General features: G+C 64.3%; 25 protein-coding genes and 1 pseudogene. 4 read left to right on the forward strand and 22 right to left on the reverse strand.

What is annotated here, in order from left to right:
• Positions 1–31 precede the first annotated feature (31 nt).
• A complete protein-coding gene (locus THIX_RS13725; protein ID WP_112486650.1) occupies positions 32–823 on the forward strand; it encodes a peptidylprolyl isomerase in 792 nt (263 codons plus the stop codon).
• Positions 824–893: 70 nt separating this feature from the next.
• Here the strand turns inward: THIX_RS13725 and ftsH are convergent, their stop codons facing one another.
• The 11 genes and pseudogenes from ftsH to THIX_RS13780 all read right to left on the reverse strand — a co-directional run bounded on the left by ftsH (position 894) and on the right by THIX_RS13780 (position 10,265).
• Positions 894–2,747, reverse strand: a complete 1,854-nt coding sequence (ftsH, locus tag THIX_RS13730; RefSeq protein ID WP_233224750.1) for an ATP-dependent zinc metalloprotease FtsH — start codon at positions 2,745–2,747, stop codon at positions 894–896.
• Positions 2,748–3,066: 319 nt separating this feature from the next.
• On the reverse strand, positions 3,067–3,855 hold the full coding sequence (locus THIX_RS13735; protein ID WP_112486651.1) for a cytochrome c oxidase assembly protein: 789 nt from the start codon (positions 3,853–3,855) through the stop codon (positions 3,067–3,069).
• Positions 3,852–4,448, reverse strand: coding sequence for an SCO family protein (locus THIX_RS13740; protein ID WP_233224560.1), 597 nt, complete (start codon positions 4,446–4,448; stop codon positions 3,852–3,854). Before THIX_RS13740 ends, THIX_RS13735 begins: the two co-directional genes overlap by 4 nt.
• Positions 4,449–4,521: 73 nt before the next feature.
• Positions 4,522–6,225: a cbb3-type cytochrome c oxidase subunit I gene (locus THIX_RS13745; protein ID WP_112486653.1), complete on the reverse strand. Its 1,704-nt coding sequence runs from the start codon at positions 6,223–6,225 to the stop codon at positions 4,522–4,524.
• Positions 6,222–6,758, reverse strand: a complete 537-nt coding sequence (locus tag THIX_RS13750) for a cytochrome c oxidase subunit II (protein ID WP_112486654.1) — start codon at positions 6,756–6,758, stop codon at positions 6,222–6,224. The genes THIX_RS13745 and THIX_RS13750 overlap by 4 nt, the downstream gene beginning before the upstream one ends.
• Before the next feature lie 9 nt (positions 6,759–6,767).
• The gene (locus tag THIX_RS13755) at positions 6,768–6,962 is read right to left on the reverse strand and encodes a hypothetical protein (protein WP_112486655.1); all 195 of its coding nucleotides are present in this window, start codon (positions 6,960–6,962) and stop codon (positions 6,768–6,770) included.
• Positions 6,963–7,147: 185 nt separating this feature from the next.
• On the reverse strand, positions 7,148–7,600 hold the full coding sequence (locus tag THIX_RS13760; protein WP_112486656.1) for a DUF2214 family protein: 453 nt from the start codon (positions 7,598–7,600) through the stop codon (positions 7,148–7,150).
• Between the two features lie 103 nt (positions 7,601–7,703).
• Positions 7,704–8,024: pseudogene (fdxA, locus tag THIX_RS13765) on the reverse strand (ferredoxin FdxA); the annotation flags it as partial.
• Position 8,025: 1 nt separating this feature from the next.
• A complete protein-coding gene (locus tag THIX_RS13770; protein ID WP_112486658.1) occupies positions 8,026–9,264 on the reverse strand; it encodes an NnrS family protein in 1,239 nt (412 codons plus the stop codon).
• Positions 9,254–9,673 carry a group III truncated hemoglobin gene (locus THIX_RS13775; protein WP_112486659.1) on the reverse strand — a complete coding sequence of 140 codons (420 nt, stop codon included), beginning with the start codon at positions 9,671–9,673 and terminating at the stop codon, positions 9,254–9,256. The genes THIX_RS13770 and THIX_RS13775 overlap by 11 nt, the downstream gene beginning before the upstream one ends.
• A 112-nt stretch (positions 9,674–9,785) precedes the next feature.
• Positions 9,786–10,265, reverse strand: a complete 480-nt coding sequence (locus THIX_RS13780; RefSeq protein ID WP_158540894.1) for an Rrf2 family transcriptional regulator — start codon at positions 10,263–10,265, stop codon at positions 9,786–9,788.
• Between the two features lie 108 nt (positions 10,266–10,373).
• Here THIX_RS13780 and THIX_RS13785 point away from each other — a divergent pair, with 108 nt between their 5' ends.
• The 3 genes from THIX_RS13785 (at position 10,374) to THIX_RS13795 (ending at position 13,536) form a co-directional block, all read left to right on the forward strand.
• Entirely contained in the window at positions 10,374–11,447 is a 1,074-nt protein-coding gene (locus THIX_RS13785; RefSeq protein ID WP_112486661.1) for a low specificity L-threonine aldolase, read from the forward strand.
• Between the two features lie 57 nt (positions 11,448–11,504).
• Positions 11,505–12,896, forward strand: a complete 1,392-nt coding sequence (locus tag THIX_RS13790) for an L-serine ammonia-lyase (RefSeq protein ID WP_112488377.1) — start codon at positions 11,505–11,507, stop codon at positions 12,894–12,896.
• Positions 12,897–13,056: 160 nt separating this feature from the next.
• Entirely contained in the window at positions 13,057–13,536 is a 480-nt protein-coding gene (locus tag THIX_RS13795; RefSeq protein ID WP_146748556.1) for a hypothetical protein, read from the forward strand.
• A 345-nt stretch (positions 13,537–13,881) separates the two neighbouring features.
• Here the strand turns inward: THIX_RS13795 and pagP are convergent, their stop codons facing one another.
• From pagP to THIX_RS13845, 11 genes are all read right to left on the reverse strand, one after another.
• Positions 13,882–14,481, reverse strand: coding sequence for a lipid IV(A) palmitoyltransferase PagP (gene pagP, locus THIX_RS13800; RefSeq protein WP_233224561.1), 600 nt, complete (start codon positions 14,479–14,481; stop codon positions 13,882–13,884).
• Positions 14,482–14,548: 67 nt separating this feature from the next.
• The gene (locus THIX_RS13805) at positions 14,549–16,357 is read right to left on the reverse strand and encodes a glycosyltransferase family 39 protein (RefSeq protein ID WP_112487107.1); all 1,809 of its coding nucleotides are present in this window, start codon (positions 16,355–16,357) and stop codon (positions 14,549–14,551) included.
• Positions 16,358–16,527: 170 nt separating this feature from the next.
• Entirely contained in the window at positions 16,528–17,625 is a 1,098-nt protein-coding gene (hemH, locus tag THIX_RS13810; RefSeq protein ID WP_112486663.1) for a ferrochelatase, read from the reverse strand.
• Positions 17,626–17,644: 19 nt separating this feature from the next.
• Positions 17,645–18,559 (reverse strand): adenylate/guanylate cyclase domain-containing protein, encoded by a 915-nt coding sequence (locus tag THIX_RS13815; RefSeq protein WP_112486664.1) that lies wholly within the window; start codon positions 18,557–18,559, stop codon positions 17,645–17,647.
• 153 nt (positions 18,560–18,712) lie between these two features.
• The gene (locus tag THIX_RS13820) at positions 18,713–20,074 is read right to left on the reverse strand and encodes an IS1380-like element ISCARN34 family transposase (RefSeq protein WP_086558171.1); all 1,362 of its coding nucleotides are present in this window, start codon (positions 20,072–20,074) and stop codon (positions 18,713–18,715) included.
• Positions 20,075–20,187: 113 nt separating this feature from the next.
• Entirely contained in the window at positions 20,188–20,790 is a 603-nt protein-coding gene (locus THIX_RS13825) for a hypothetical protein (protein WP_112486665.1), read from the reverse strand.
• Positions 20,787–21,722 carry a hypothetical protein gene (locus THIX_RS23065; RefSeq protein ID WP_146748557.1) on the reverse strand — a complete coding sequence of 312 codons (936 nt, stop codon included), beginning with the start codon at positions 21,720–21,722 and terminating at the stop codon, positions 20,787–20,789. The genes THIX_RS13825 and THIX_RS23065 overlap by 4 nt, the downstream gene beginning before the upstream one ends.
• Positions 21,723–21,979: 257 nt before the next feature.
• Complete coding sequence (locus THIX_RS13830; RefSeq protein WP_112486666.1) at positions 21,980–22,528, reverse strand: cytochrome b; 549 nt, start codon at positions 22,526–22,528, stop codon at positions 21,980–21,982.
• A gap of 58 nt (positions 22,529–22,586) precedes the next feature.
• Complete coding sequence (locus THIX_RS13835) at positions 22,587–22,904, reverse strand: hypothetical protein (protein ID WP_112486667.1); 318 nt, start codon at positions 22,902–22,904, stop codon at positions 22,587–22,589.
• A gap of 118 nt (positions 22,905–23,022) precedes the next feature.
• Positions 23,023–23,898, reverse strand: coding sequence for an EAL domain-containing protein (locus THIX_RS13840; protein ID WP_112486668.1), 876 nt, complete (start codon positions 23,896–23,898; stop codon positions 23,023–23,025).
• A gap of 3 nt (positions 23,899–23,901) precedes the next feature.
• Entirely contained in the window at positions 23,902–25,581 is a 1,680-nt protein-coding gene (locus tag THIX_RS13845) for a hypothetical protein (RefSeq protein WP_112488378.1), read from the reverse strand.
• Between the last annotated feature and the right edge of the window lie 24 nt (positions 25,582–25,605).

Raw genomic sequence — 25,605 nt, forward strand, 5'->3', positions numbered from 1 at the left:
CCTGCGCTCACGAACCCCTCCCCATTCAGTCATGCAAAAACCCCTGATCAAACTTCTGCCAGCAGCTTTGGCACTCGCCCTGCTGTCCCCCGCGGCGTTCGCCCAGACGGCAGCCACCGTCAATGGCAAGGCCATTCCCGAGAGCATGGTCACCATCGTCGCCGAGAACATGGCCAAGCAGTCCGGCCAGCCCGTGACCCCGCAACTCAAGGACCAGATCAAGAAAGAGCTGATCCTGCGTGAAGTCGTGGTGCAGGAAGCCGAAAAACAAGGCCTGCAGAACCAGAAGGACGTGCAGGAAGAAATCCAGGTCGGCCGCCAGAACATTCTGATTCGCACCCTGTTCCAGGACTACCTGAAAAAGCATCCGATCACCGACGCGCAGGTCAAGGCCAAGTACGACCAGTTCGCCAAGAGCTTCGGCACCACCGAGTACGAAGCCCAGCACATCCTGGTGCCGACCGAGAAGGAAGCCGATGACATCATCGCGCAGTTGAAAAAGGGCGCCAAGTTCAGCGAGATGGCCAAGAAATACTCGAAGGATGCAGCCTCGGCCGTCAAGGGCGGTGATCTGGGCTGGTCAACTCCCGGCAACTACGTGGAACCGTTCGCCGCCGCGCTGACCAAGCTCAAACCGGGCGAGTACACCACCACCCCGGTGCAGACCCAGTTCGGCTGGCACATCATCAAGCTGGACAAGACCCGCCCGGCCAAGCCGCCGACCATGGATCAACTCAAGCCCCAAATCATGCAGGAACTGCAGCGCGAAGCGGTGCAAAAGTACCAGCAGGAATTGCTCGCGCAAGCCAAGGTCACGCAGTAAAGCAGCGCACCCCTTGCGTTGAAAACGCCGGCCGATCGGCCGGCGTTTTTTTGGGCGACGCCCGGCCGAATCAGGCAGATGCCGGGCTGGCGGCGGGTGCTGGCTTCATCTCTGCATTCGTCTCTGCGGCGGCCGATTCGGCAGGCACGGCAATCTGCGTCAACGCCTTGAGTTCGGCACCACTCAGTGTTTCCTTGTCCAGCAACTGGCGCGCACCTTCGTCCAGCATGGCGCGTTTGCTCTGGAGGATGGCTTTGGCGCTGGTGAATGCGGCATTCACCAGTTCGCGCACGGCGCAGTCCACTTCACGGGCGGTCTGCTCGCTGTATTCGCGCTGTTGCGGCATGACGGGCCCGCCCAGCATGGTTTGCGGCGCATTTTCCAGGGTCATCGATCCCAGCTTGTCCACCATGGCGTAGCGCGTGACCATGCTGCGGGCGATGTCGGTGACCTTGGCCAGATCGTCGGCGGCGCCGGTGGACCAGTGGCCATAGACGATGTGCTCGGCGGCACGCCCACCCATCAACACCGCCATCTTGTTCTCCAGTTCCTCGCGGGTCATGAGGTAGCGGTCTTCGGTCGGGCGCTGGATGGTGTAGCCAAGGGCGCCGACGCCGCGCGGGATGATGGACACCTTGTGCACCACGTCCGTTCCCGGCAGGCTCATGGAGACGATGGCGTGGCCCATTTCGTGATGCGCGACGATGTCGCGTTCCTTGGGGTTGAGCAGGCGGTTCTTCTTCTCCAGACCGGCGACGATGCGTTCGACAGCGAGCGTGAAATGCTCGGTGGTGACGGTCTGGGCGTTGTTGCGCGTCGCCATGAGCGCGGCTTCGTTCACCAGGTTGGCAAGATCGGCCCCCGAGAACCCGGGCGTGAGCGCAGCCACCTGCTCCAGGTCCACTTTCGGGTCGAGATGGATCTTGCGCACATGCACTTGCAGCACCTGCACCCGGCCGATCTTGTCGGGGCGGTCGACCAGCACCTGACGGTCGAAGCGGCCTGCGCGCAGCAAGGCAGCATCGAGAATTTCCGGCCGATTGGTCGCGGCCAGAATGATCAGGCCGGTGGATGAATCGAAACCGTCGAGTTCCACCAGCAACTGGTTGAGGGTCTGCTCCTTCTCGTCGTGCCCGCCACCGCCGAAGGGGTTGAAACCACGGGCGCGGCCCATGGCGTCGAGTTCGTCGATGAAGATGATGGCCGGTGCCTGCTTCCTGGCCTGCTCGAACAGGTCACGCACCCGCGCGGCGCCGACACCCACGAACATCTCGACGAACTCCGAGCCGCTGATGGAGTAGAACGGCACACCGGCTTCGCCAGCCACGGCGCGCGCCAACAGGGTTTTGCCCACACCCGGCGGGCCGACCAGGAGCACCCCTTTGGGCGCACGCGCGCCCAGACGGCTGTGATCCACCGGGTTTTTCAGGAAATCGACGATTTCTTCGAGTTCGGCCTTGGCTTCGTCGACACCGGCCACGTCGGCGAAGGTCACGCCGGTGCTGTTCTCCATATAGACCTTGGCCCGGCTCTTGCCGATGGACATGAAGCCGCCCATGCCCATGCCGCCCTGCTTCTCGGCGAACTTGCGCACCATGAAATACCAGACACCGAAAAACACCAGCGCCGGCAGCACCCACGAGAGAATGTTGCTCAGCCAGGTGTTGCTGTAAGCCTGCGAATAGGTCACGCCTTGACGCTGCAACTGGCCGGCGAGTTGGGGATCGACCCGCACGGCAACCATGATTTTCTTGCCGGTGGCATCTGGCGATTTGAGGGTGCCGGTGATGGTCTGCTGGCCCACCACGACATTGCTGAATTTGCCTTGCTGCAATTCGGTCTGGAATTGGCTGTAAGGCACGGTTTGCACGTCCTGGGATGTCGACCAGATGCTTTGCAGCCAGAACACGGCGACCATGGCCATCAGCCAGTAGCCCAGGTGCACGCGGGTCTTGGGGTCGAACTTGGGCAATTTTTTGCCGGCCGGATTCCCCTGGCCTTGCGGCGCATCATTGGTGGCCATGGTGTGGTTCCTGTGCTGTGCTGTGCTGTGCTGTGCTGTGCTGTGCTGTGCTGTGCTGTGGTTGGCGTTTGGAGCCGCTTGAAGCCGTTCGACGGGTTTGCCCAACGTCTACGAATATACAAACAGAATATGCGCCATGTGCCAATCTTCAAGGCTCGCAGGCCTTGCGGTGGGCGCGTTTCAGTTCGATTTCAGTCGGGAGTCGTGGCAAAGGCGCACGTCATCGATCAGACGCGACGCCCATCGTGGTTGAATCACGGCCCTTCATCCTGTCCTGCTGGTCTTCGTCGTCACCCGGCATGATCAGCAGCCATGCAGCGCGCAGTTGCAGCGGCAGGCCGGCGGCGAACATCACCAGACCGGCGTAATGCTGATCGTCCAGCGGGCTCAGGTTCCACAGACACAACACATCGAGATACGGCGTGTAGAGCACATGCCCGCTCCACACCCAAACGGCGGCGATGATCATCATCGGCAGGCTGGCCAGCCAGGCATAGATGCCGGCTACCCAGCGTTGCCCGATGCCGGTGCTGCCAGGCAGCAGCTGCGCCCAGAACATCAACCCCGAGACCAGCAGCAACATGCCGATGGGCGCCGAAAACAGCGCATCGGCCAAGGCGGTGTCGAACACGCCGGGCAGATTCACGCCCAGGGTCAGCAGCACGAACACCGCCGCGGCCACCCAGGGATCGAGCAGCCACGCCGCCCACCAGCGATTGCCGCTGGAGCGCCATTGCAAGCGCGCAGCAGGCGGGAAACCCAGCAGCAGAAAGGGCGACACCACCTGACCCAGCGTCATCAGGGCCACGGTGTAGTCGGTCATCGACGCCAGCGGATTGTTCAGTCCCCAGACCGCAAACAGGGTGAGCGCGCTCCCCAGGGCAAAAACCGCCGCGCGCCACCAGGGCCAGCGCCCTCGCCTCGCGGCCAGGGCATACAGCGCCGCGCCAGCCGCGACCAGTGCGAACCAGCCGCTCCATGCGGCAAGCGGCCATCCCGGGGCTGTCACCTGGACTCCAGCGTTGCGCGCAAATCGGCCGCCAGCCACGCGGGATCGGTGAGCTGGCCGTAGCCGTAGCGCGCCAGCAGCCGGCCATCGGGCCCGACCAGGGTGACTGCGGCGGTGTGATCGATCCAGTAGTCGCCCCCTTCCGCGTTCACGCGCCGCCAGGTCACGTCCCATTGCCGGGCCGATGCGGCCACTGCGGATAGCGGGCCGCGCAGGCCGATGGCGTCGGCGATGAAGGCATCGAGATAGGCGCGCAGCACGGTCGGCGTATCCCGTGCGGGGTCGAGACTGACGAAAACCACGCGCACGCGCCGGCGCAGCGGGCCAAGCGTGGACAGCGCTTGCGCCAGCGCCGAGAGGGTGAGCGGGCAGACGTCGGGGCAATGTGTGTAGCCGAAGAACACCAGCACCGCGCGCCCGCGCTCATTGCCCCAGGAAAACGCCCTGCCCTGCGTGTCGGTGAATCCGACGAAAGCCGGCGCGGGGGACGGCGCAAGCGGTGTGCCATGCAGCGCAACCGCGTGCTGCTGCAGCCGCGACCATGCGAAAAGCGTTGCGATCAGGGCTGCGGAGACAAGCACGGCACGCAGCACCGACGCCCTCCAGCCCCCGGGCCGCCTGAGCGGCTCGGGGGCTGGAGGCGCGGCGCTTGCAGCCCTCATTGACTCACCACAACACGAAGCCGGGTGCGTGGATGGGCTGCGTGATCATGGGCCACAGCACGGGAATGTAGACGGCCAGGGTGATGATCAGCGTGGCAATGGTCCAGAACCCGAGGTGCTCGGCGATGCGCGCCATCGCCGAGCCTTCGGGACCGGCGATGACTTCGGTGAAGGGAATCTCGACCATCGCCTTGTCGTCTTTTTTGCCGAACAGCGTGCCGAAGAACACGATGTAGTAGCAGACCGCGCCGAGCGCGGCGATCACACCGCCGATCCCCACCAGGATGAGTGCCGAATGCACCGCCCCATAAAGCTGCAGGTACTGGTCGTGCGGCAGGCCCGAAACCCAGGTGCGGCGCGGCACGCCGTCCATGCCTGCCCAGTGGCCGGCGAAACCCCATGTCATCAGGCCGATGAACCACAGCCACACGCTCCACAGCGCGAGCTTCGGGCTGTAGAGCTTGCGTCCGGTGAGGTGGGGCAGCAGCCAGAAACTCACACCCATGAACACCAGCGTGGTCATCGTGCCCACCGTGAGATGGAAGTGGGCGGGAATCCACAGCGTGTTGTGCACCACGTTGTCGAGCTGCCAGCTGGCGTTGACGATGCCGCCAGCGCCGCCGAAGATGAACGTGACCAGTGCCAGCACCTGCGCCGCCACCGATGCGTCTTTCCACGGCAGTGCCGTCCACCAACCCATCAGCCCCTTGCCTCCACGGCGGCGCCCGGCGTACTCGAGGCTCAAGGCCACGGTGAAGGCCGTGATCAGGCTGGGAATGGCGACCGACAAAGTCAACGCGGTGACCACGCCCTTGATGACCGGCGCAATGCCGGGGTCGGTGTACTGGTGGTGTGTCCCCACCGGCACCGAGAACACCAGCAGCAGCAGAAAGGCCAGGCGCGTGAGCGGATCGGAAATCAGCTTGCCACCGGCTTGCCGCGGCAGCAACGCGTAAATCGATATATAGCCCGGCATCAGCCAGTAGTACACGATGGGGTGGCCAGTCCACCAGAACAGCGTGCGTGCCAGCAGCGGGTCAATGGTCTTGGTCAGGCCCAGCGCCCAGGGGTCGAGCAGCAGCACGGCCTCCGAGCCTGCACCCAGCGCGGCAAGCAGCCACATCAGCAGGATGGTCGCGCTCATGTAGGTGACCAGCGGCGTGAGCTGGCCCGGGTTGGCCTTTTTCCAACGCGCGCGCATGCCGAGCACGACGAACAGCGGCAGGATGCTCGCCACCACCACCAGCGTGATGCCGAGATAAAACCACGCGCTGCCCTGCAGCGGCGCGTACATGGTGTAGAGCACGCTGGAGGAGTTGTCGAACATCGCATAAGCCGCCATCAGCGTGCCCAGCAGCATCAGCCCGTAGGTGAGCCAGGCCAGCGTCATATTGGGTTTGAGCTTGAGCTCGCGCGCCGGCAGATACATGAGCCAGCCGGAGATGGTGAAAAACGTGAACACGTAGGCGTTGAGCACGCCGTGCATGGTCAAGCCCTGGTAGTAGGACTTGAGGAAGGGTTGCAGATAGGGATAGAGGTCGACCCCGGCGTAATTGGTGCTTTGCAACACGCCGATGGCGATGCCGACCATCAGCGCCAGGAAGCCCGTGACCCAGAAGGCCAGGAGCATTTTCTTTTCACTGGCGATGTCGCCGGCGGTGGGCACGGCCAGGCTGCGGGTGGCAGAAGGGCTCAGGACTGCGCTCATGACTGTTTCGCTCCGGTGATGACGATCTTGCCGATCATGGCCTGATGGCCGGCGCCGCAATACTCATTGCAGATGATGTAGTAGGTGCCGGGCTTGTCGAAGGTGTAGCTCACGTGCCCAACCACGCCCGGAATGGCGGTGAGGTTGATGCTCGTGCCCTGCACCTCGAAGCCGTGCAGCACGTCGCCGCTGGTCACGTAAAACGTGACGTGCGAGCCGGCCGGCAAGGTGATCGGCGTTGCCGTGCCTGGTGTCCAGCTCCAGGCGCGGCCCATCTCGTACACGTTGTAGCTATTGGGCCCGGTCTGCTTGATGCCGGAACCCTGAAAATCGGCCAATGTCGCCGGTGTGTCGGGGTTGCTGTAAAACTTCGTGGTCTTGGCCACGAGTCCGTAGTCGTGCACCACGAAGTACACGGCCACGACAAACAGCACGGCGACCAAAGCGACTGCGATGAAAATCCAGACCCGCTCGTGTCGCAACGCAACATGGTGGAATCTGTCCTCGAAAGCATCATGTGCAGATGTCGTCATGGGTTCACCTCATGCATGGATGGAAAAGTAAGTCGCCACGGCAGCCCAAAGACCGACGACGACGATGAACAGCGCCGCGACGATCACCCAGGCGCCCATCGGTCGGGCGAAATGCAGGTCGGGCATGGGCAGGTCGGCTCGTGGGATGGGGCGTCCATCCGGTCCGAGCACGGGCATGGGTTCATAAGGGCGTTCTTCTGGCACAGTTTTCTCCTCTGGGTTCAGACATGGATGGGCGGGCGCTCGAGTTTGCCTGCAGAGCAGGGATCGAATATAAGGAACACCTTATGAATCTTTTTTGCGCCAGATCAGATCCATTCGTAACTTGATGTTAACAATATTTCTTGATGTAACGATCTTTACAACAAGCGCCGAACGCCGTTCGACATTCAAAAACCATAGGCCAACAAGGCGCCGAATAAAGGGATCACGATCATGACATGCGACTGCCACATCAGCCAGCGTCGCTGGCGGCGGATCGCATCATCCGACGGGAAACGCCCGCCTAGCCTGCACTCCCGTGTCCAATGCCGCAGATTCAGGCTTGCGCGAATCGACATGCCCACCATCAGCAAGAAAAAGCCGACTTTGCTCCAGAGCAAGGGATTGGTCACATACCAGCCCCAGCCCTTGGCGCCCCAGACCATGTAGGCAAGCCCGGTTGCGCCCACCGCACAGAAACTCCCCCAGAGCCAATCGTCCAGACGCAACAGTCGATCGAGGACGGACTTGCGACCCTCGATCATCTCGGGACGCATCAACGCGGTCTTGCTGGTGAGGAACACCGCCAGCAAGAGGATGGCGGAGATATGGGCATAAGCGAGTAGGGACTCAAGCAGCATGGGAACTCCGGATCAGCATGAAACCGGCATCTGCCCAGGCTTCGACGGCGAGGACGGGACAGCGCCAAGGCGTGCGCGAACATGCGCGATCAGCGCGGCGGGGGCGGTCCAGCAGATGCCGCTTGTACCGCGCCTCGGCCCATGCATCGGCATCCACCGGCGCGGCCTTGACCCGCGTGATCACCGGCCAACTGCGCGCCAGGCCGGCATTGAGCGCGATGAACTCCTGCTGCTCTGCCGGAACCTCGTGCTCGGGATAGATGGCGGCCACGGGACACTCCGGTACGCACAGATTGCAGTCGATGCAGTCGCGCGGGTCGATCACCAGCATGTTCGCGCCTTCACGGAACGCATCCACGGGACAAACCGCCACGCAGTCGGTGTACTTGCACTTGATGCAATCCTCGGTGACCACGAATGTCATGTCAACCTCGCGCAGGACCCGGTTTGCGCCCGATGCCGCCCGCAAGCGGGCGGTCGGCGCGGGGTCGCAGCAGCCAGGGCAGATAGCGCAGCACGAACACCCAGCAAGCCAGCGCCCACAGCACGGCGGACGCCTGCAATGCCGCGACCTGCGCCGGCCACGGCACGAAAGCCAAGAGCCGAAGCACCGCGGCGGCCAGCAGCAGCCCATAGCTCAGCAGGGACCAGCGGTCCAGGCGCAATGCCCGCCCCAGGTGGCCCAGGGAGGTGCGGGTGACCATGCCGATGATCAACAGCGCGAAGCCGCATACGGCGAGGAGGTGAATCCAGAGCGAGTCGGGGACGGACGCGCCGAGCGCCTGCGCCCCGCGCGCTGCCAGGCCGCCGGCCAGGCCCGCATAGCCGAGATACAGAATCCACAGCAGCGGCTGGTGCAGCACGCGCCAGGGCTTCCAACGCAACAGATGGGTCAGCATGATGCCCGCCGAGCCGAACAGCGCCAGACCCTCGGCCACGGGCCAGCGGCCCAGCATCTGCAAGCCCACGGCCAGCACCAGCAGCGCAAGGTTGACCACACCGCTGCCTGCGGCCACGTTCAGTTGCAGCCCCGGCACGGCGCGCATGGCGAAGAACGGGATCACGCGGCGGCCGATCAGGGCGGCGACCACGGCCATCAGCAGCAGGCCGGCATGCAGAGCCCGCCAGAGTTCGGGGAACGCCGCGCTCTGCGCCGCCCACAGGAAGGCCGCGTCGGTCGCCCCCAGGCCCAGCAGCAGCAAGGGCACGCCGAGGTTGCGCCGGTTGCGTGTCTTCAGGATGGGCAGGGCGCAGGCCACGGCGGCGGCGGCGAAAAACGCCACGTCGAGCGCGGCCGCGGGCCTGAACCACGGGCCGCCCGCAAGCAGGCCTGCGCGCGCCAGCAGCCACGCCAGGCACAAGGCGGCGAGCGGCCAACCGCGCAGCGTCGGCCGGCCCGTCCAGTTGGGCACGGCGGTGAGCAGGAAGCCGACCGCGATGGTCGCCACGAAGCCCCACAGCATCTCGTGCGCGTGCCAGAGCACGCCCACGAGCGGGACATGCGCCACGCCGGGGGCGAATACCCAGATCGCCACGACGAGGCCGGCCCAGGCCATGCCCAGGGCGTACAGCGGGCGAAAACCCAGTTCGAAACTGGCGGCGAACGAGGGCGCGGCAACCGGGGGCGGGTCCGGCTCTTGAACGCGCAGGAGATCAACAGACATGGTGCGTGCCCTCCAGGCCACGAGCCGCCGCCTGCGGTCGGTTGGCCGTCTGCCAGCCCAGCCACAGGCTCTGCGCGATGCGCCCGGCCAACTCGTCGGCCCTGGCCTTCATCGCGGGTCCGCGCACCGCCTGGGTGGTGGCCTCGAACAACCGCAGCCAACGCGCGAACAATGCGGGATCGAGTTGCGGCAAGGCCTGGTGGGCCGGCATCGGCGTGCCGCCGCAGCGTCCGGAGCCGAGCAGGACGGAAAGCCGGAAGTCCACCATTCTCGCCAAATGGGTGGGCCCGTCGGCGATGTGCGCGTCGAAGACGGAGCCGAGCCGATCGTCCTGCCGCACGCTGGCATGGAAAGCATGCACCATGCGGGCGATGGCGTCATCGCTGCACAGTGCGGGGTCGAATCTCATGGGTCGTGTCCTGGGTCCACCGTGTCGGGGCGGATTTATTGATTCATTTTTCATGAATCATATAACCCGCGACGCGCTTCGGCAAACCCTTCATGCCGCCACGGGATCGGACCTATGCGGCCGGCACCGTGCGCCGCGCCCTGCGCGTCGGCGTTGGAAGCGCGACCGTCTGCGTGTCGATTCGCGCACCGCCCCCTGCTGTCAGATCGGTGAGGGTCAGGCCATCGAGCGACTGAAAAAAGGCATCGAGCGCCGCATGCAAACCGCGGGCAAGCCGGCAATGCGGCGTGAGCACGCAGGCGTCGGTATGGCGGTCGAAGCATTCCACCAGGCGGAAGTCTTCCTCGGTGCCGCGCAGCACCTCGCCGATGCGGATGGACGCCGCCTCGCGCGCCAGGCGCAAACCGCCGCCGCGGCCGCGCACGGATTGCAAATAGCCACTCCCCGCCAGATGCACCACCACCTTGGTGAGATGGCTGCGCGAAATGCGGTGGAAGTCGGCCAGCTCGGTGATGGTGACGAGGCGCTCGGGATGCTCGGCCGCGTACATCAGCACACGCAAGGCGTAATCGGAAAACTGGGTCAGGCGCATGGTGTGGCTTGAAGGCGGAGCGGAAAGAGCGTCGAATGCAGGATTGTCCATCGAAGAGCAGGCGGCGCACAACGCCGCGCCCAGGCTCCACACCCGTTCCCATCGCCCATGACCACCTCCACCACCCCCCGCCAGCAATTCGCCAGCGACAACCTCGCCGGCATCTGTCCCGAAGCCCTGCAATCCCTGCTCGACGCCAACGCCAGCGGCCACCAGCCGGCCTATGGCGACGACATCTGGACGCAAAAGTCCACCGACATGCTGCGCGAGTTGTTCCAGACCGATTGCGACGTGTACTACGTGTTCAACGGCACCGCGGCCAATTCGCTGGCGCTGGCGTCGATGTGCCAGAGCTATCACAGCGTCATCTGCTCGCCGGTGGCGCATATCGAAACCGACGAATGCGGCGGCCCGGAGTTTTTCTCCAACGGCTCCAAATTGCTGGTTGGCGAAAGCGACAGCGCCGCCGCGCTCCTGGGCAAACTCACACCGGACGCGGTGGAAGATCTGGTGACCAAGCGCCACGACATCCACTACCCCAAGCCCAAGGTCGTCTCCCTCACCCAGGCCACCGAACTCGGCACGGTGTACTCGGTGGCGGAGGTGCGGGCGATTGCCGCCATCGCCAAGCGCCGGCACTTGAAGCTGCATATGGACGGCGCCCGCTTCGCCAACGCGGTGGCCGCGCTCGACGTGCATCCGTCCGAAATCACCTGGCGCGCCGGGGTTGACGTGCTGTGCTTCGGCGGTACCAAGAACGGCCTGCCGGTGGGCGAAGCGGTGGTGTTTTTCGACCGCGACCTGTCCGCCGATTTCGCCTGGCGCGTGAAGCAGGCCGGGCAGCTCGCCTCGAAAATGCGCTTCATCTCCGCGCCCTGGGTGGGCATGCTGGAGCACGACACCTGGCTGCGCAACGCGCGTCACGCCAACGCCATGGCGCAGCGCCTGTACCAGGCCATCCACGGCCTGCCGGGAGTGCGCGTGCTGCACCCGCCGCAAGCCAATGCGGTGTTCGCGCAGCTGCCCGCGGCCAGCATCGCGCGCTTGCATGCGGCCGGCTGGAAGTTCTATGAATTCATCGCCGGCGGCGGCTGCCGCTTGATGTGCGCCTGGGACACCCAGCCCGAAACCGTGGACGCCTTTGCCGCCGACCTGGCCGCCGCCTGCGCCCAGGCGGCATGAACCGCTGAGCCGGCACGCATTGCGCCAGGTGCCTGCACACCTCACCAAGGAATGACCATGGCCGTTTCGGTGTTCGACCTGTTCAAGATCGGCATCGGTCCGTCGAGTTCCCATACCGTCGGGCCGATGCGCGCCGCGCGCCTGTTCGCCACCGGCTTGCAACAACAGGGCCTGCTCGCGGCCACCACCAGCGTGGAATGCCGCTTGTACGGCTCGCTGGCGGCCACGGGAAAAGGCCATGGCAGTGACAAGGCCGTGATGCTCGGACTGATGGGCGAGGAGCCCGACAAGGTGGGGGTCGATGCAGTTTCTGCACGGATCGACACCGTGCGCAAAGCCAAGCGCCTCACGCTGCTGGGGGTGCACGGCCTGGCCTTCGACCCGCAGACCGACTTGCTGTTCCAGCGCGGCAAGCCCCTGCCGCTGCACCCCAATGGCATGCGTTTCGCGGCTTTCGATGCGGCCGGCGCGCTGCTGGCCGAACGCACGTATTACTCGGTCGGTGGTGGCTTCGTGCTGAGCGACGAACTCGCCGCCGACGGCTCGCGTCACGCCGCCATCGCCCCCGACACCACCATCCTCGCCCTGCCCTTTCACAGCGGTGCCGAACTGCTCGCGCTGGCGGCGCAGCATCGCTGCAGCATCGCCGACATCATGCGCATCAACGAGCGCCACTGGCGCCACGACAGCGACATCGACGCCGGCCTGTTGCGCATCTGGCGCGTGATGCAGGACTGCGTCGCGCGCGGCTGCCACACCGAAGGCGTGCTGCCCGGCGGCTTCAAGGTCGAGCGTCGCGCCCCGGCGCTGTACGCCGCCTTGCATGGCAAGGCGGCCTCGAGCCCGATCGACCCGCTGCGCGCACTCGACTGGGTGAACCTGTGGGCGCTGGCGGTGAACGAGGAGAACGCCGCAGGCGGCCGCGTCGTCACCGCCCCCACCAATGGCGCTGCCGGCATCGTGCCCGCGGTGCTGCATTACTACATGCGCCTCACCCCCGAGGCCGACGCGCAAGGCGTGGTGGACTTCCTGCTCACGGCCGGCGCCATCGGCCTGCTGTACAAGGAGAACGCCTCCATCTCTGGTGCCGAAGTGGGTTGTCAGGGGGAGGTCGGCGTGGCTTGCAGCATGGCCGCCGGGGCCTTGTGCGCGGTGCTCGGCGGCAGCGTGAAGCAGGTGGAAAACGCCGCCGAGGTGGGCATGGAACATCATCTGGGGCTGACCTGCGACCCGGTCGGCGGCCTGGTGCAGATTCCCTGCATCGAGCGCAACGCCATGGGCGCGGTGCAGGCCATCAACGCCGCCCGCATGGCCTTGCACGGCAACGGCCAGCATCATGTCTCGCTCGACAAAGTCATCAAGACCATGCGCGAGACCGGCGCCGACATGCAGACCAAGTACAAGGAAACCGCCCGCGGAGGGCTGGCGGTGAACATCATCGAGTGTTGAGCCCCGACCGGCACTTTGTTGCCGGCGTCGTCTCCTGGTCGATTCGGCTTAAGCCTGGCTTCAGGAACCTGCGCCGGGTTTGGTGAACGAACCACATGGCCTTGGCCCGTCGATGCCTGGGTCAGGCCATGATGTCCAAAACTGATCAAGGAGGTTTCCCATGTGTAAACGTCGTTTACTCCTGGCCGCCGCCGCGTTCATACCCGCCGTGGCATTGGCCGCACAACCGCTCGTCGTGCATTTCGATGGCCAGTCCATTCCTATGCATGAAACCGTGCAGGTCGAGCACACCCAAGCAGGCCCCGTGCAAGTCAAGACCTGGACCTGGCAAAGCCCTCAGGGCAACGCCCGCATCGTGATCCAACGCAGCGACGGGGGCGTCATGCCAGCCTGGGCCATGCAGCAAATGCAGGCCATGCAATCGCAAATGGCCAGTTTGCAGAATACCGTGGCCCAATGGAGCGCACCGTTGTACGTGACGCCCCCCAACCTGCCGGTGTTGCTGTCCCAACCACTCTGGAATCTGGCTCCGGTGCTACCGGTGACCGTGATCGACGTTCAGCCGCAAACGGACACACCCAAACCTGGGCCACAAATGCCAGCGCCAAGCCGCGCGCATAAGCCCAGACTCAAAGTTTGAGCAGGTTTGCCGCGCCACATCGGCGCGGCGTCTTCATCCCCAGGCATGCACGCGGCAGTCCGAGCATCTTCGCATCACTCGACACGCATAGGCAGGGGGCCGGCTCATCCTCCACGATGTGGGGAAGGCTGGGAGGGGTAGTTTTGTGCGCTGCTTGGAGGCTGGGGTCGATTCTGGAACACTCAAAAAACCGAGGCCCTAAGTACCGAATCGCGGCTCGCCAGCACCATCATGATCAGCCCGGCGACGCGCGGGACGGTTGATGGTTTCACAAGGGCTGCAAGAAAAAGTTTCAAGCGCCTCGGGACCAAGGCGCGGCCACAGCCGCGCTGGCCGAATGAGGCCTCAGCGAAAGGCGTAGCGCGCGAAAAAGAACGCCACATTGCCGTTGTTCAAAGTGCTGGTCACTTTCGGCAGGAAAGTCCCGTAGAGGGTAAAGCGGCCATAGCCCACCGAGACCAGCGGCAAGGCGATGGGGAATGGAATGTTCTTGAAAATATCGGCGCGCGAGGTGATGCCTGCGGTGTAGCCGGCACCGAAATGCAAGGCGCCGACGGGGTCCCACAACCACTGCTTCGCGTAACCGACCACGGGTTCTGCGTTGCGGTGCGAGTCGGAGAACATCATGGCGTAAACCATCTCGTCATTGCCGTTCGCATCGATGATGTGCTTGCCCCAACCCAGGCCCCAGGCATGGCTGTTGAGTTGAGCGCGCTTGGCTGCGGTGTAGGTGGCCGGGTCGTGCCAGGTGTAGCCGGTGACGAACAGATCGGGTGTGCCGTTGTCGTAGATGTTGGTGAGGTTTTGCGTGGCACGATCGGCCCAACGCATCACACCCGCCTGGCTTGTGGGCGGCAGCAGAATCAGGCTGCCGAGCAGAGAGACGAGGAAGACTTGGCGCATCCGGGCACCATAGACATTGAATGTTTCTGCAATGTTGCGCATGAGGGTCTTCATGGGTTTCAAAATCCTGCAAGATTGGGGCGGTTGATGGTGCCGGTTGATGGTGGCATCAGTTGGCGTGAGAATTCTCGGTGGGGCTCGCATGCGGCATCTTCTGGCTTGCCCCCTGGCTGTAGAACACCACGCTGTTGCGGAAGTTCAAGCGCAGCAGGCCCTGTGCCAGGCCGGTGTGCAAGAAGCTGGGGAGTCGGCTGCGGGCCACCCACACCGCCACCGCCCGGCCCTGGGCGCGCGCCTGCTCCAGCGCCTGCGGTCCCACGCAGATCGCAGCCTGCGGCGCATGGCGGCAGCCGAACCACAGATCCGCGCTGGTGCTGTCGATCACCCGCAGCGGACGAAAGCCGTACAGCAGCAGCGAGGCATCATGGTCCTCGAAGGTCTGCCAGGAGAACATCGCCGCCCCGCCCGGCAGCGCCGCGTGGATGGCCGCGGCCACATGCTTCTGCGAGGTGTCCGCGGTCTTGGCGATGTCCAGCTGGGTGGCAAAGCCCACCATCACCACCCCGGCCAGGCCCAAGGCCAGCAGCCCGGCGTGCAAGCGCCCGGCCGCCAGGAGAGCGCCCGCCAGCAGCCCCAGCAGCGCCACGCCGCCGATGAGCGCCGGCAGCAGCGCGAATTGCGCCTGCGGCAAGCCGATCTGCCGCCAATAGGCGTGCACCCCGGGCGTCAGGCTCACCCCCCCCAGCGCCGCGGCGAACAGGCCGAACAGCGCCGCACCCCAGCCCAGCCAGGGCAGCACACGGGGCAGCGCCCCCTGGTCCGCCGCCAGTTGCAGCTTCACCCCCAGCCACCAGGCCACCAGCGGCACCACCGGCAGCAGGTAGTACGCCCCCTTGTTGCCGGCCATGGAGAAGAACACGGTGAGCACCACGGCGGCATTGCGCGCCCAGCGCGCTGTGGCGCTGGCCTGCGCGGGGGTGGCATGATGGGGGGCGGTCCGGGAGGTGGCATCGGCCGCCGGGCTCGGCCCCTGCGGGCGTGGCAGCCATGGGCTGCGCCAGGCCAGCAGCGCCAGGAGCGCGCTCCACTGGAAAAACCCGATCAGCAGCTTGGGGCCGTAATACCACCAGGGGCCGGCGTGGTAGTCATCGGGGATGCGCCGGCCGAGAAAGCGCATGATGGTCTCGTTGATGAAGAAGAACCAGGCGAAGCCGGGCTGCGCGCGCAGGGCGGCCAGATGCCAGGGGGCGGCCAGCAGCACGAACAGGGCGATGGCCCAGGGGTCGAGATAAAAGCGCAGCAGCGCCGCGCGCGTCCAGGCGCCGGGGGCGAACAGCAGCTGCAGCACGGCGATGAGCCCCAGCAGCAGCAGCGCCTCGGGGCCTTTGGTGAGGGTGGCCAGGGCCAGGGGCACGGCGGCGGCGCGCAGCCACAGGCGGCGGCGCTGGTGCACGCCCAGCACCGTCAGGGCCAGGGCGCTGAGCCAGAACAGCAGCATGAGGGGGTCGAACAGGATGGTGCGGGCGATCAGCACGAGGCCCAGCGCGGTGCCGCTGACCAGGGCGGCGAAGCGCCCACCCAGTGGGGCGCCGAGATGGCGGCCGTAGGCGATGCAGCCCGCGCTCAGCAGCCAGGCGGCCAGGGCGTCGGGCAGGCGCGCTTGCCAGGCGCCGACGCCGAAGGCCTTGAAGCTCAGGGCCATGAGCCAGTACAGCAGCGGGGGCTTCTCGATGTAGGGCACGCCGTCCAGATGCGGGATGATCCAGGAGCCGCCGCGCGCCATGGCCCAGGCGATGTCGGCGTACAGCGCTTCGTTGTTGTCGCGAATCGGCGGCCCGCCCAACCCCCAGAACAGGCACAGGGCGGCCATGAGCAGCACCAGCGCATCAAGGGCCCAGTCTGGCAGGCGGCGGAACATGGGGAACGGCACGGGGCTTGGCGGATGTCGAGACGCCAAGCAATCTTCGGCAATCTGCGCGCAATCGTTCAAAAAGAAAGGACGCATTCTAGGCAAGGGCTACCCGGACTGGCGTGGAACCTTCCAAGGCGCTGTCATGTACCGCGCAAACCTTGCGTGCGCGACCTTGCTCAGACGTTGTCCGCACCCATGGCTTTGGCGCGGTCGCGGCTGGCGTTGCGCTGTGCCGCGTCAACGGTTCGGCGGGTAGGCCAGCCCTGCAGATGGGTTTCGATCAAACCGGAGAAGGCTTCGACCCAGCCTGGATCGGCGTTCAGGCAGGGGATGTAGTGGTATTCGCCACCACCGCTGGAGAGGAAAGCCTGCTTGCCCTCCACGGCAATTTCTTCGAGTGTTTCCAGGCAGTCGACGGCAAACCCCGGGCAGACCACATCCACGCGTTGGGTTCCGGCTTTTGCGAGTGCGCGCAGCGTGGGCTCGGTATACGGTTGCAGCCAGGCCTGCTTGCCGAAGCGCGACTGGAACGTGACCTTGTACTGGCTTGCATCCAGCCCCAGGGCCTGGCCCAAGAGTCGGCTGGTCTTGTGGCATTCGCAGTGGTAGGGGTCGCCGAGCTTGAGGGTGCGCTGTGGCATGCCGTGAAAACTCATGATCAATTGTTCGGCTCGACCATGTTCGGCCCAATGGCGCTGAATTTTTCTTGCCAGGGCCGTGATGTAGCCGGAATCATCGGCATAGTTGCGCAGGGTGCGGAGTTCCGGTTGGCGACGGGCACGACGCAGCCAGGCCATGACGGCATCGAGCGACGAGGCGGTGGTGGCGGCGCTGTATTGCGGATACAGTGGCACGAGCAGCAGGCGCGTGACGCCTTGCGCGTGCAGTTCGTCGAGCACTGCCGTCGTGGCCGGGTTGCCGTAGCGCATGGCATGACGGACGATGACCTGGTGCCCCTTCGCGGCCAGGCTGGCTTGCATGCCCCGTGCCAGTGCTGCGGTGCCGCTGGCCAGCGGCGAGCCGTCAGCCTGCCAGATGCTGGCGTATTTGGCCGCTGACTTGGGTGCGCGCAGCGGCAGGATGATGCCGTTCAGCAGCGGGAGCCAGAGGGCGCGCGGAATTTCGACGACGCGCTGGTCGCTGAGGAATTCGCGCAGGTAACGGCGCAGGGCAGGGGCTGTGGGGGCGTCGGGCGTACCCAGATTCAGCAGGAGCACGGCCATGCCGGGTTCCGCGCCATGGGTGTACTGGCGGTCTGCGACGGGTTGCTGCATGGAAGGCAAAGCGTCGAAATCAGGAGTCGTGAAGCTGGAACAGCACGGTGGGCGCCGTCGGATCGGTCGGCTTGGCGCCCAGGCAGATTTCACCTTGCCCGTGCAGCACGCATTCGTTGCGGCGCAGGGCGAGCACGTTGTCCTGGCCGCTGTAACGCACCCAGGTCCCATTGCTGGATAGGTCGGTGAGCATGAAATAGCTGCCGCGCCACTCGATGCGCGCATGCTGACGAGAGACGCGAATGTCGTTGACGGCAAACTCCGCCGCTTGCGTGCGGCCGATGTGGATGGGGCTTTGTTCGGGGCTGAAGTCCTGGGCGGTGTCGAGCCAGCACAGATTGAGCCGCTGGGTGACGGCAGACAGGACGGTGGGCTGGTGCGGCAATGTCTGGCTGTTCTGCCAGGTGGTGTCCCATTCGATCTGGTGCACTGGCACAGGCACGTCGTAACCACGCAAGAAGATGGCGCCCAGGCTGCGAAGCCGCGCCAGCAGCTCCAGCGGCAGGCCTTCCATCACGGCATCGTTCACCAGAATTTGCCCGCCGCCAGCCGAGTCGGAAAGGCGTGCGGCGGCATTCACGGCATCGCCGAAACAGTCGCCTGGCGTCAGGACCACCGGGCCGCGCGACAAGCCGATTTTCAGTGGAACGGCGATCGGAGTCTTGCCGGTATGGCCCCAGTTGGCCAGGGTTCGCTGCACCTCGCTGCAGGCGTGCACCGCCTCGGCGTTGTTGTCGAACACGGCGAGGACGCCGTCACCCAGGGTCTTGACGACCTGGCCATGGAATTGGCTCACGGCGGTCGACATGGCATCGGTCACGCTGGTCATGAGCCTCGCCGCAACGGCATCACCCAGTGATTTGTAAAGCCCGGTACTACCGACAACGTCGGCAAATACGACTGTGCGAACGACGGGTTTGCGCAAATTCGACATAGCCGCGAGTCTAGCGTGGAATGACCGAATTTCGCACGCCGCAAGCTTGGGCGAAAAGAGGGGCCGGCCGCGGCGCGGGATTCCCATGAAAAAGCCCGGACNGAGCCCTTGTGGCCAGCGTCTTGGGGTGCTGGGAAAGCTTGGACTGCGTCTTCAGCCGCTGGCGGCGAACTGCGCATGCAGATCGCAAAAGGCACGGGCTGCCTTGTCGTTGGCGCCCAGTCCCAACCACAGCCGCCCGCCATGGTTGATCACGCGTGCTGCGCGGATGACAAGTTCCTGGATCACAGTCTTCAGACGCCGTCGCCTGGCCGCATGGCGCACCGGTGCATGCGGCCCCAGCAGCCCTTGCTGCCCCATGAGGCGCAGCACGTTCATCGTCAGGGCCGCAAGCTGGCAGACAAGATCGTTCGTGTCGAACTTCCCCGAGGGCAGTCGCTCCAGATCCATGTCGGTTTTGAATTCCGCATGGAACTGCTCGTGCGTAGCGTGCCCGGCGTACAGGTCGATGATCGCCTCGGCGCTGATGGCCTTGGGCAAGCTTGTCGTCCAGCCCTCCAAGATGATCTCGGGGACCAAAAACTGCTGGCCACGGGCATCGACGGTGCGCTCCGTGATGCGCACAATGCGGCGCAGGCGATGGGCGATGCCTTCGACCTGCACGGCCACCTCCCAAACCGCCACGCGCTTGCCTGCGCGCGGATGCTGCCACAACAAACCCCCTTCCAGTTCCTGCCGTCGCAAGACCTCCAGAGGATCGGTCTTGCGGGGATTCCACTTGATCAGAACATCGACCCGGGGCAGTCCTGGCCTGTTGCAGCGCTGCATGTCGGCCATCAAGGCGGCCGAGCAAAACCCCGCATCCATGCGCACGAGAATCGGCGCCTTGGGGCCTGCGGTCGACAGGCGCTGCGCCATGGGCACGGCCGTCTCGAGGTTGTAGGTCGTCTCCGAAGCCGAGTGCTGCGCGCCCGGACGTAGGGCGAACTCCAGGCAAAACCCATGCGTGCCCAGGTAGGCCGCCAGCGGGCAGTAGCCATCGACCCCCGCGTAGGTGCGGCTCACCCCATCCTTGGCTGTGCCCGAGTTGTCCATCGCGAAGGTGTCGATGTCCAGCGGCACATGACCGCAAGGCAAAAGACCATAGTCCGGTTGGCTCTTGCGCAGCAGCGCTTCAATCGCCTGGGAGGTGAAGTCAAACCACAGGGCGGCCTGCGCATCCAGGCGCTGGCGCAGGGTGGGCGAGGACGGCACACCCACCAGACCCAGCGCCTCCTGGAAGAAACGATCGCCTCGAAAGCCTTCGATGGCATCGAAGTCGCTCTTGCTCTGCGCGAGCAAGCCAACATAGCTGCGCATCAGTGTGCTGGGCGGCAGTCCGCCGCGGCAAGGCCACTGGGCATCCAGGCGTTTGAACAGAGGATCGAGGCGCTTGAGGTGATGACCGACAAGGGCCAGACCGGCCACCGGCGTCAGGTCATAGTCGAGTTGCTTGACGCGAAATCCAAACCCCATGCCATACCCCGGAACGTTCACCCGCTGGGTGAGAAGACAAAGGGGTCATTTTATCGAATAAACCATTATGCATCAACAACTTATGAAAATTCCGCATGCCCGAGCTCACGGATTCAGGAAAAGGTAAAAACCTCATTCAAACCAAAGCGCGTAAAAGCCATGATCGGAATTGCAAAGAGCACAGTAAACAAGATCGACGACCCTGAATATCCCAGGTGGAATGTGCTCGCGGTCATGTCGCCCGCGGCTGTTCCAAGAGCAAAGGCAGCGATCACAGCCGCCCAGTAAAAAAACTCCCGGCGCCGCGTATGGATGCTGTGAATGGAAATGGTTTTTTCAATGCGCCACCATAAAATAAAAATAATGGCCAGGGCCATTGTAAAAATCGTGGTCGACAATGCATAGGGAACGCCAAGCACGATGTGAACCACATCCGCCATCATCGTGCCAAAGACGCTCACCATGGCCACCATCAACCAGTAGACCCAGGCGATATGGCGATGAACGGCAAACTGCAGCGCAAAGGCCGCTAGAAATCCCGCCGCCCCAAGGCAAACGGCAAGATATGGGTTCAGATGCGACATCAGATAATCTGAAGTCGCTTCACCCATCGCCGTCGTCAATAACTTGGCGACCCAGAAATACAGCGTAATTTCTGGAACCTTGGAGAAAATTTCAACTTCATGGTTGATTTCTGTCACAGGTGTGCTGATCATTGCTTATCGGTTTGGCTTCTGCATCGTGTTGCACCCTGTCGGCTTGGGTCTTGTCCCAAGCTCATGATTTCTTGTTGTTCGCTTTTCAAGCATGCCGCTTTGGCGCTTGCTGGAAACTCTCGCGCATACCCATGTAAAAACCACCCGTGAGCAAGCCGAGGATGACGGGTGAGCTCAACTGATGGGCAAAATAACCACTGGCGACGACGGCGCCGGCCACGGTGTCGGTCATCTAATGGCCGTGCGCCTTGATGCGAGCCGCCATGTCGAACACGGGAATGGCCGCCAGCGCATCCACCTCCGGGTTGGTTTGGTGAGTGATACTCCAAGATGATGGGCGTGACCAATGCCGTGATGGACGAAACACCGCCACTGGGAAAGCTCTGGTTATGCACGCCCTGAAACCGTCGACCGGGGTTGTTGGTGGCTGAGGGGCGGGTACGCTGAAAAGTCCATTTCAGCGCCTGTGTCGAAATTCCGGCCATGGCGGCAGCGTCCACGCTCTGCCACAGCGTTTTGCCAAGACGGTTGTTTCCCCCTTCCCAGACCGCGCCTGCCAGGGTCAGACCAATCAGCTCGGCGGGAAACTGGGGAGATTTGGCAATGGACCAGATGCCGGAAGTGTTTTGCTGAACGGGATGATCCAGGCGGTACAGCCCCGCATAGTCCAGGACCCCGAGCGCCGCACCGATCAGATACGTGTCTGCGAGGCCAACGCCAAAAGTCGGGCTTGCAGGATAAAGACCCCAATTCGACCGCTGCGCAGGTGTTGTGGCAGGCACTTGACTGGGTGCCGATGCCAAGGCGATTGACGGAGGCAGGCCGATGAGATCTGGAGGGGATGGTTTCACGACCGTGGCCTGGGCAGGGCTGAGGCAAACGCCCGGGGCCAAGCCTCCAACAAAGCAATTCAAACCATCGGGCAGCATCATCGGCAAGCCTTGAAGACCTCGAACGCAGGCGTTGGCTGGCCCAACCGGCCGGAACGACCCAAAAGGCCAAACATGCCAAGCTCGTGTGGCAGAGAAACCGTGGCCGTATTCTGGTCGGCGAACTCGCACGGGAACATGAACGTCAGATGACGATTTCGTCATCTGACGTTCATGTCGGACGGATCATGACTCCAAGCTCGCGGCGATCTCGAAGGTTCGTTGGCCTCACCGGGTTGGGTCAGCGCCCGGAGCCGCGTTCAGCCCCACATCCTGGCCAGCAGGCCGTCTTTGCGAACCCAGTGGTGATAGAGCGCTGCGCTCACGTGCAGGCCGATGAGCCCCAGCACGATGTAGGCCAGTGTGGAGTGCCATTCGCCCAGGTCGCGGCCTACGGTCGAACCCTGGCTTGCCAGCGCTGGCAGCGGCATGCCGAGCAGGCTAATGGACCAGCCCCGCGTGGAGGCGTTGATCCAGCCGAGAAGCGGCAAAACCAGGAGCAGCGCATAGAGCAAACCATGCGTGAGCTTGCTCGCCAGTTCTTGCCAGGCGGCGCCAGGGTGCGGTTCAGGGGCGCCCACTGCGCTGCGCCACCCGAGGCGCAGGAGCATCACGCTCAGGATGAGCGGGCCAATGGCCAGATGCCAGGCGATCAGCCCGGCGGGTTGCGTGCCTTTACGGATGTCGGGCATCAGCCAAGCGAGGGAATATTCGCCAACCAGCAGCAGCACGACGGTCCAGTGGAACAGGCGGGCTACGGCCCCATAGCGCGACGTGTGCGTCGGGGAATGCACGGATGGATGCTGCATATCGATGGTTGTTTTCGCGCCGGTTTTTCAAGAAGTGCTTCGGACTCGGTTCGTCGGCTCAACGATCACTGCCATCGCCATGATCGCCTTCGCCGCGATGGTCCTCACGCCAGCGGCGCGGCTGCTCGTACTGGTACTGCGGTACCGGGGCATAGGGCTGAGCCATGTAGTACGAGGGGGCCGGAACGTATTGCACCGGCGGCGCCATGTACACCGGCTGCGGGGCGACCGGGTAGGCATTGCCCAGATTGGCCACGACCCCCGGCACGCCGATGGCCAATGACCAGAATGGATTGTCATCCGCCTGGGCGGCGGGCAGTAGAACGACAGCCAGCGCAACGGCTGACAGACTCTTCAAAACGGTCGTGCGCATCATGATTGGACTCCAATGGTTGTGTTCATCCTTCCAACCCCCCCAGCGGAATGGGGCGGCTTGCCGACTCATTCCAGGTCACTCTTTGTGTGCATCTTGCCGCTGACCACTTATACCACCCTTAGCCCACAAGACTGATGCCGCTTGCATTCAAACCCTGCGCCTGCCCCCAGAGATAGCCCTGTCCCCAGTCGATGCCGATGGCGCGTACGCATTCCAGCAGCTCACGGCCTTCGACGCCTTCGGCGATGGTGATCAGTCCCAGGTCTTGCGCCATGGTCTGCAGACGGCGCAAAACCTGCTCGGCGCGCAGTTCCGCCGACGCCGCCTGCACCAGGGATTTGTCGAACTTGAGATAGCGGATGGGCAAGCTCAGCAAGTAGGGAAAGGCGCTGTGCTTGCTGCCGAAATCGTCCAGCGCGAGCTCGAAACCCAAGTCCAGCAAAGGGGCCAGCGTGGACAGCAAATGCTGCGGGTCGGCGTCGAGGTTGCGCTCGGTGATTTCCAGGATCCAGGGCGCTCCGGCCTGGGCCGCGCCCGGCCACGCATCGAGCCAGTCCTGATGCCGCTTGGCCAGCATCTCCACGTACAGCGGCTGCGCCAGAAAGGCGCTGCAACAGTTCATGAAGAGCTTGCCATGCGTCGCCGCGAACGGCCCGGGCCGGGCAGCGGCCGACATCACCTGGGCGGTGATGTCGGCGTCGATGCGCGGCTCCAGGCCAATGCTGGCCGCGGCGTCGATGAAACTCTCCGCGACCAGCGTCGCCCCCTGCGGCGTCAGCATGCGCGCCAGCGCCTCATGCCCCACCACCTGCAGATCGTCCAGGCGCAGGATGGGCTGATAGGCCACCCGCATCCGGCGCTCCTGCAGCGCCCAGCGCACCTGCGCCCGGGGAAAGGCGTCACGCAGATGACCATTTGCGCGATCCTGCAGCCAGAGGTTCGGGGAGCGGCGTGGTTCCCGGAACAACGGCGACACCAACTCAGGCGCGCCCATGGCTCAATGGTCCTGGTTGGACAGGGTCTCCTGGAGTTTGTCCAGGGGGTTCTCGTTCATCGTGAACAGGCCATTGCTTGCCGGCGTGGTGCTGCTGCTGAACACCATCTCGTTGGCGCCCATCACGTAGTACGCCGTGCCAGAGACGCTGGCCAGCTTCGACCCTGGCAGCGTCGCTGGTCCGCTGATCACGAACGGCATCGACGTCGCGCCCGTGCCTTGACTCAGATTGAAGGGATTGAAGCTCAGGGTCTGTGAGTTGGCCATGTGGTATTCATCTTCCCCACCCATCCCCTGCGCACTGGACTGGGACAGCGCCAGGCCAGTTGCCTGTGGAGCCACACAAGCCCCCAACACAATGCCACCCACTGTGCTGCCATTGCCCATCAGACGGACGCCAAAGCCATTCTGGCAAGCCAGACCGTCCTCGCTGCGCCCGGCGTTGCTGGCCACGCCAACCCAGTTGGGCTGGGCTGCCGCTGGCACCAGCACGGCGTCCAGACGGGTGAGCGTCGGTGTGGAACCATTCGCTTGACCACCGGCCCGCATCGCAAAGCCCGTACCGGCGCCAGAGCTTAGGAACGCTGCCGGCAGGATGCCCAGTTTGCCGGCGAAGGTGTAGCTGTTCTTGCTGGCGTCTGTCACGTTGAGCAGGACATAATTGCCCACGACGGTCCCCGTCACATTGTTATCCGTCGACATGATCTGCCCGGTGCTTGAGACTGTCACCGTCGTGTCATTGAACGGACTGGGAGCAGCAACAGAGGTGCTCGGTGCCGATGCGGGCGCCGTCGCCAGCAAGCCGGTCGGTGTGATCAGGCCCTGCAAGGTGTAGTTGCCTGCAGTCAGCACCGTGATGCCCGACTGATTGATGTCACCTTGATCGAGCTCAGGCGCCCAAGTGCCGTTGGAGGCGATCGACTGCGTCAGATTCTGCAGTTCAGCATCGCATCCTGTGGCCGAACCTGTTCCCAGCGTCGTCGATGTGGTGGTCGTGACGGTGGACATAGAGGTTCCACCCGCCAGCGTCGAGTTGTTGGCGATGTCCTCCGCCATCGACTCCGTATCTTGGAACTTCGCTGGCTTGGCACACAAATCATCGGTGACGGCTTGGATCGCCGCTGCGATCGGCAGAATGTCGTCGTGGTGTTGGGACAGCAGAGCCGCATACACAGCGGGGGTCAGGTTCGTGTAGGAACCGCCGCTGAGCTTTTGATAGACCGCCAAGGCTGCCGTGGTGACTTGGCTGATGACCAGATTGGGAATGTTGGCCGCCGTCAAGGTGCCGGAGGCAGACACCGTGTTGGCGGAACCCAGGTAGGCCGTCAACACGACTGCTGTGCCTGCTGGGGTTGTGGCCGTCGCGTTGGCGAAGACGGGGACAGAGGTGTTGGGCAAGGTCACAGTGACCGTATAGGCGCCGCCGGTGCCGCTGGTGGCGGTGCCAACTTGCGTCGCCCCGGGTTGGCTCAATGGCGCACCCGTGGTGATGACGATGGTTGCGCCCACGATGGGGGCGTCGATGACGGCTCCCGTCAGCGTCGATTTACCCGCCGCCGGTGTGGCCGAGGTGGACGCGATGCCGCCTCCACCGCCGCCGCAGGCGCTGAGGCTCAAGGCGAGTGCCGCCGCAACGGGCAGCAAGGTCCAGGAACGAACGGGGTTGATGATCGAAGGCTTCATGGTGGACTCCCAGAGGTGTGTCAA

Source organism: Thiomonas sp. X19 (genome assembly GCF_900089495.1).
Classification (GTDB): domain Bacteria; phylum Pseudomonadota; class Gammaproteobacteria; order Burkholderiales; family Burkholderiaceae_C; genus Thiomonas_A.

Excerpts from the sequence above, each read along its gene's own strand:
- THIX_RS13725 (WP_112486650.1), top strand. The coding sequence starts at position 32 with ATGCAAAAACCCCTGATCAAACTTCTGCCAGCAGCTTTGGCACTCGCC.
- ftsH (WP_233224750.1), bottom strand. The coding sequence starts at position 2,747 with ATGGCCATGGTCGCCGTGTTCTGGCTGCAAAGCATCTGGTCGACATCC.
- THIX_RS13745 (WP_112486653.1), bottom strand. The coding sequence starts at position 6,225 with ATGAGCGCAGTCCTGAGCCCTTCTGCCACCCGCAGCCTGGCCGTGCCC.
- THIX_RS13750 (WP_112486654.1), bottom strand. The coding sequence starts at position 6,758 with ATGACGACATCTGCACATGATGCTTTCGAGGACAGATTCCACCATGTT.
- THIX_RS13760 (WP_112486656.1), bottom strand. The coding sequence starts at position 7,600 with ATGCTGCTTGAGTCCCTACTCGCTTATGCCCATATCTCCGCCATCCTC.
- THIX_RS13770 (WP_112486658.1), bottom strand. The coding sequence starts at position 9,264 with ATGTCTGTTGATCTCCTGCGCGTTCAAGAGCCGGACCCGCCCCCGGTT.
- THIX_RS13775 (WP_112486659.1), bottom strand. The coding sequence starts at position 9,673 with ATGAGATTCGACCCCGCACTGTGCAGCGATGACGCCATCGCCCGCATG.
- THIX_RS13780 (WP_158540894.1), bottom strand. The coding sequence starts at position 10,265 with ATGCGCCTGACCCAGTTTTCCGATTACGCCTTGCGTGTGCTGATGTAC.
- THIX_RS13785 (WP_112486661.1), top strand. The coding sequence starts at position 10,374 with ATGACCACCTCCACCACCCCCCGCCAGCAATTCGCCAGCGACAACCTC.
- THIX_RS13790 (WP_112488377.1), top strand. The coding sequence starts at position 11,505 with ATGGCCGTTTCGGTGTTCGACCTGTTCAAGATCGGCATCGGTCCGTCG.
- THIX_RS13795 (WP_146748556.1), top strand. The coding sequence starts at position 13,057 with ATGTGTAAACGTCGTTTACTCCTGGCCGCCGCCGCGTTCATACCCGCC.
- pagP (WP_233224561.1), bottom strand. The coding sequence starts at position 14,481 with ATGCGCAACATTGCAGAAACATTCAATGTCTATGGTGCCCGGATGCGC.
- THIX_RS13805 (WP_112487107.1), bottom strand. The coding sequence starts at position 16,357 with ATGTTCCGCCGCCTGCCAGACTGGGCCCTTGATGCGCTGGTGCTGCTC.
- hemH (WP_112486663.1), bottom strand. The coding sequence starts at position 17,625 with ATGCAGCAACCCGTCGCAGACCGCCAGTACACCCATGGCGCGGAACCC.
- THIX_RS13815 (WP_112486664.1), bottom strand. The coding sequence starts at position 18,559 with ATGTCGAATTTGCGCAAACCCGTCGTTCGCACAGTCGTATTTGCCGAC.
- THIX_RS13820 (WP_086558171.1), bottom strand. The coding sequence starts at position 20,074 with ATGGGGTTTGGATTTCGCGTCAAGCAACTCGACTATGACCTGACGCCG.
- THIX_RS13825 (WP_112486665.1), bottom strand. The coding sequence starts at position 20,790 with ATGATCAGCACACCTGTGACAGAAATCAACCATGAAGTTGAAATTTTC.
- THIX_RS23065 (WP_146748557.1), bottom strand. The coding sequence starts at position 21,722 with ATGATGCTGCCCGATGGTTTGAATTGCTTTGTTGGAGGCTTGGCCCCG.
- THIX_RS13830 (WP_112486666.1), bottom strand. The coding sequence starts at position 22,528 with ATGCAGCATCCATCCGTGCATTCCCCGACGCACACGTCGCGCTATGGG.
- THIX_RS13835 (WP_112486667.1), bottom strand. The coding sequence starts at position 22,904 with ATGATGCGCACGACCGTTTTGAAGAGTCTGTCAGCCGTTGCGCTGGCT.
- THIX_RS13840 (WP_112486668.1), bottom strand. The coding sequence starts at position 23,898 with ATGGGCGCGCCTGAGTTGGTGTCGCCGTTGTTCCGGGAACCACGCCGC.
- THIX_RS13845 (WP_112488378.1), bottom strand. The coding sequence starts at position 25,581 with ATGAAGCCTTCGATCATCAACCCCGTTCGTTCCTGGACCTTGCTGCCC.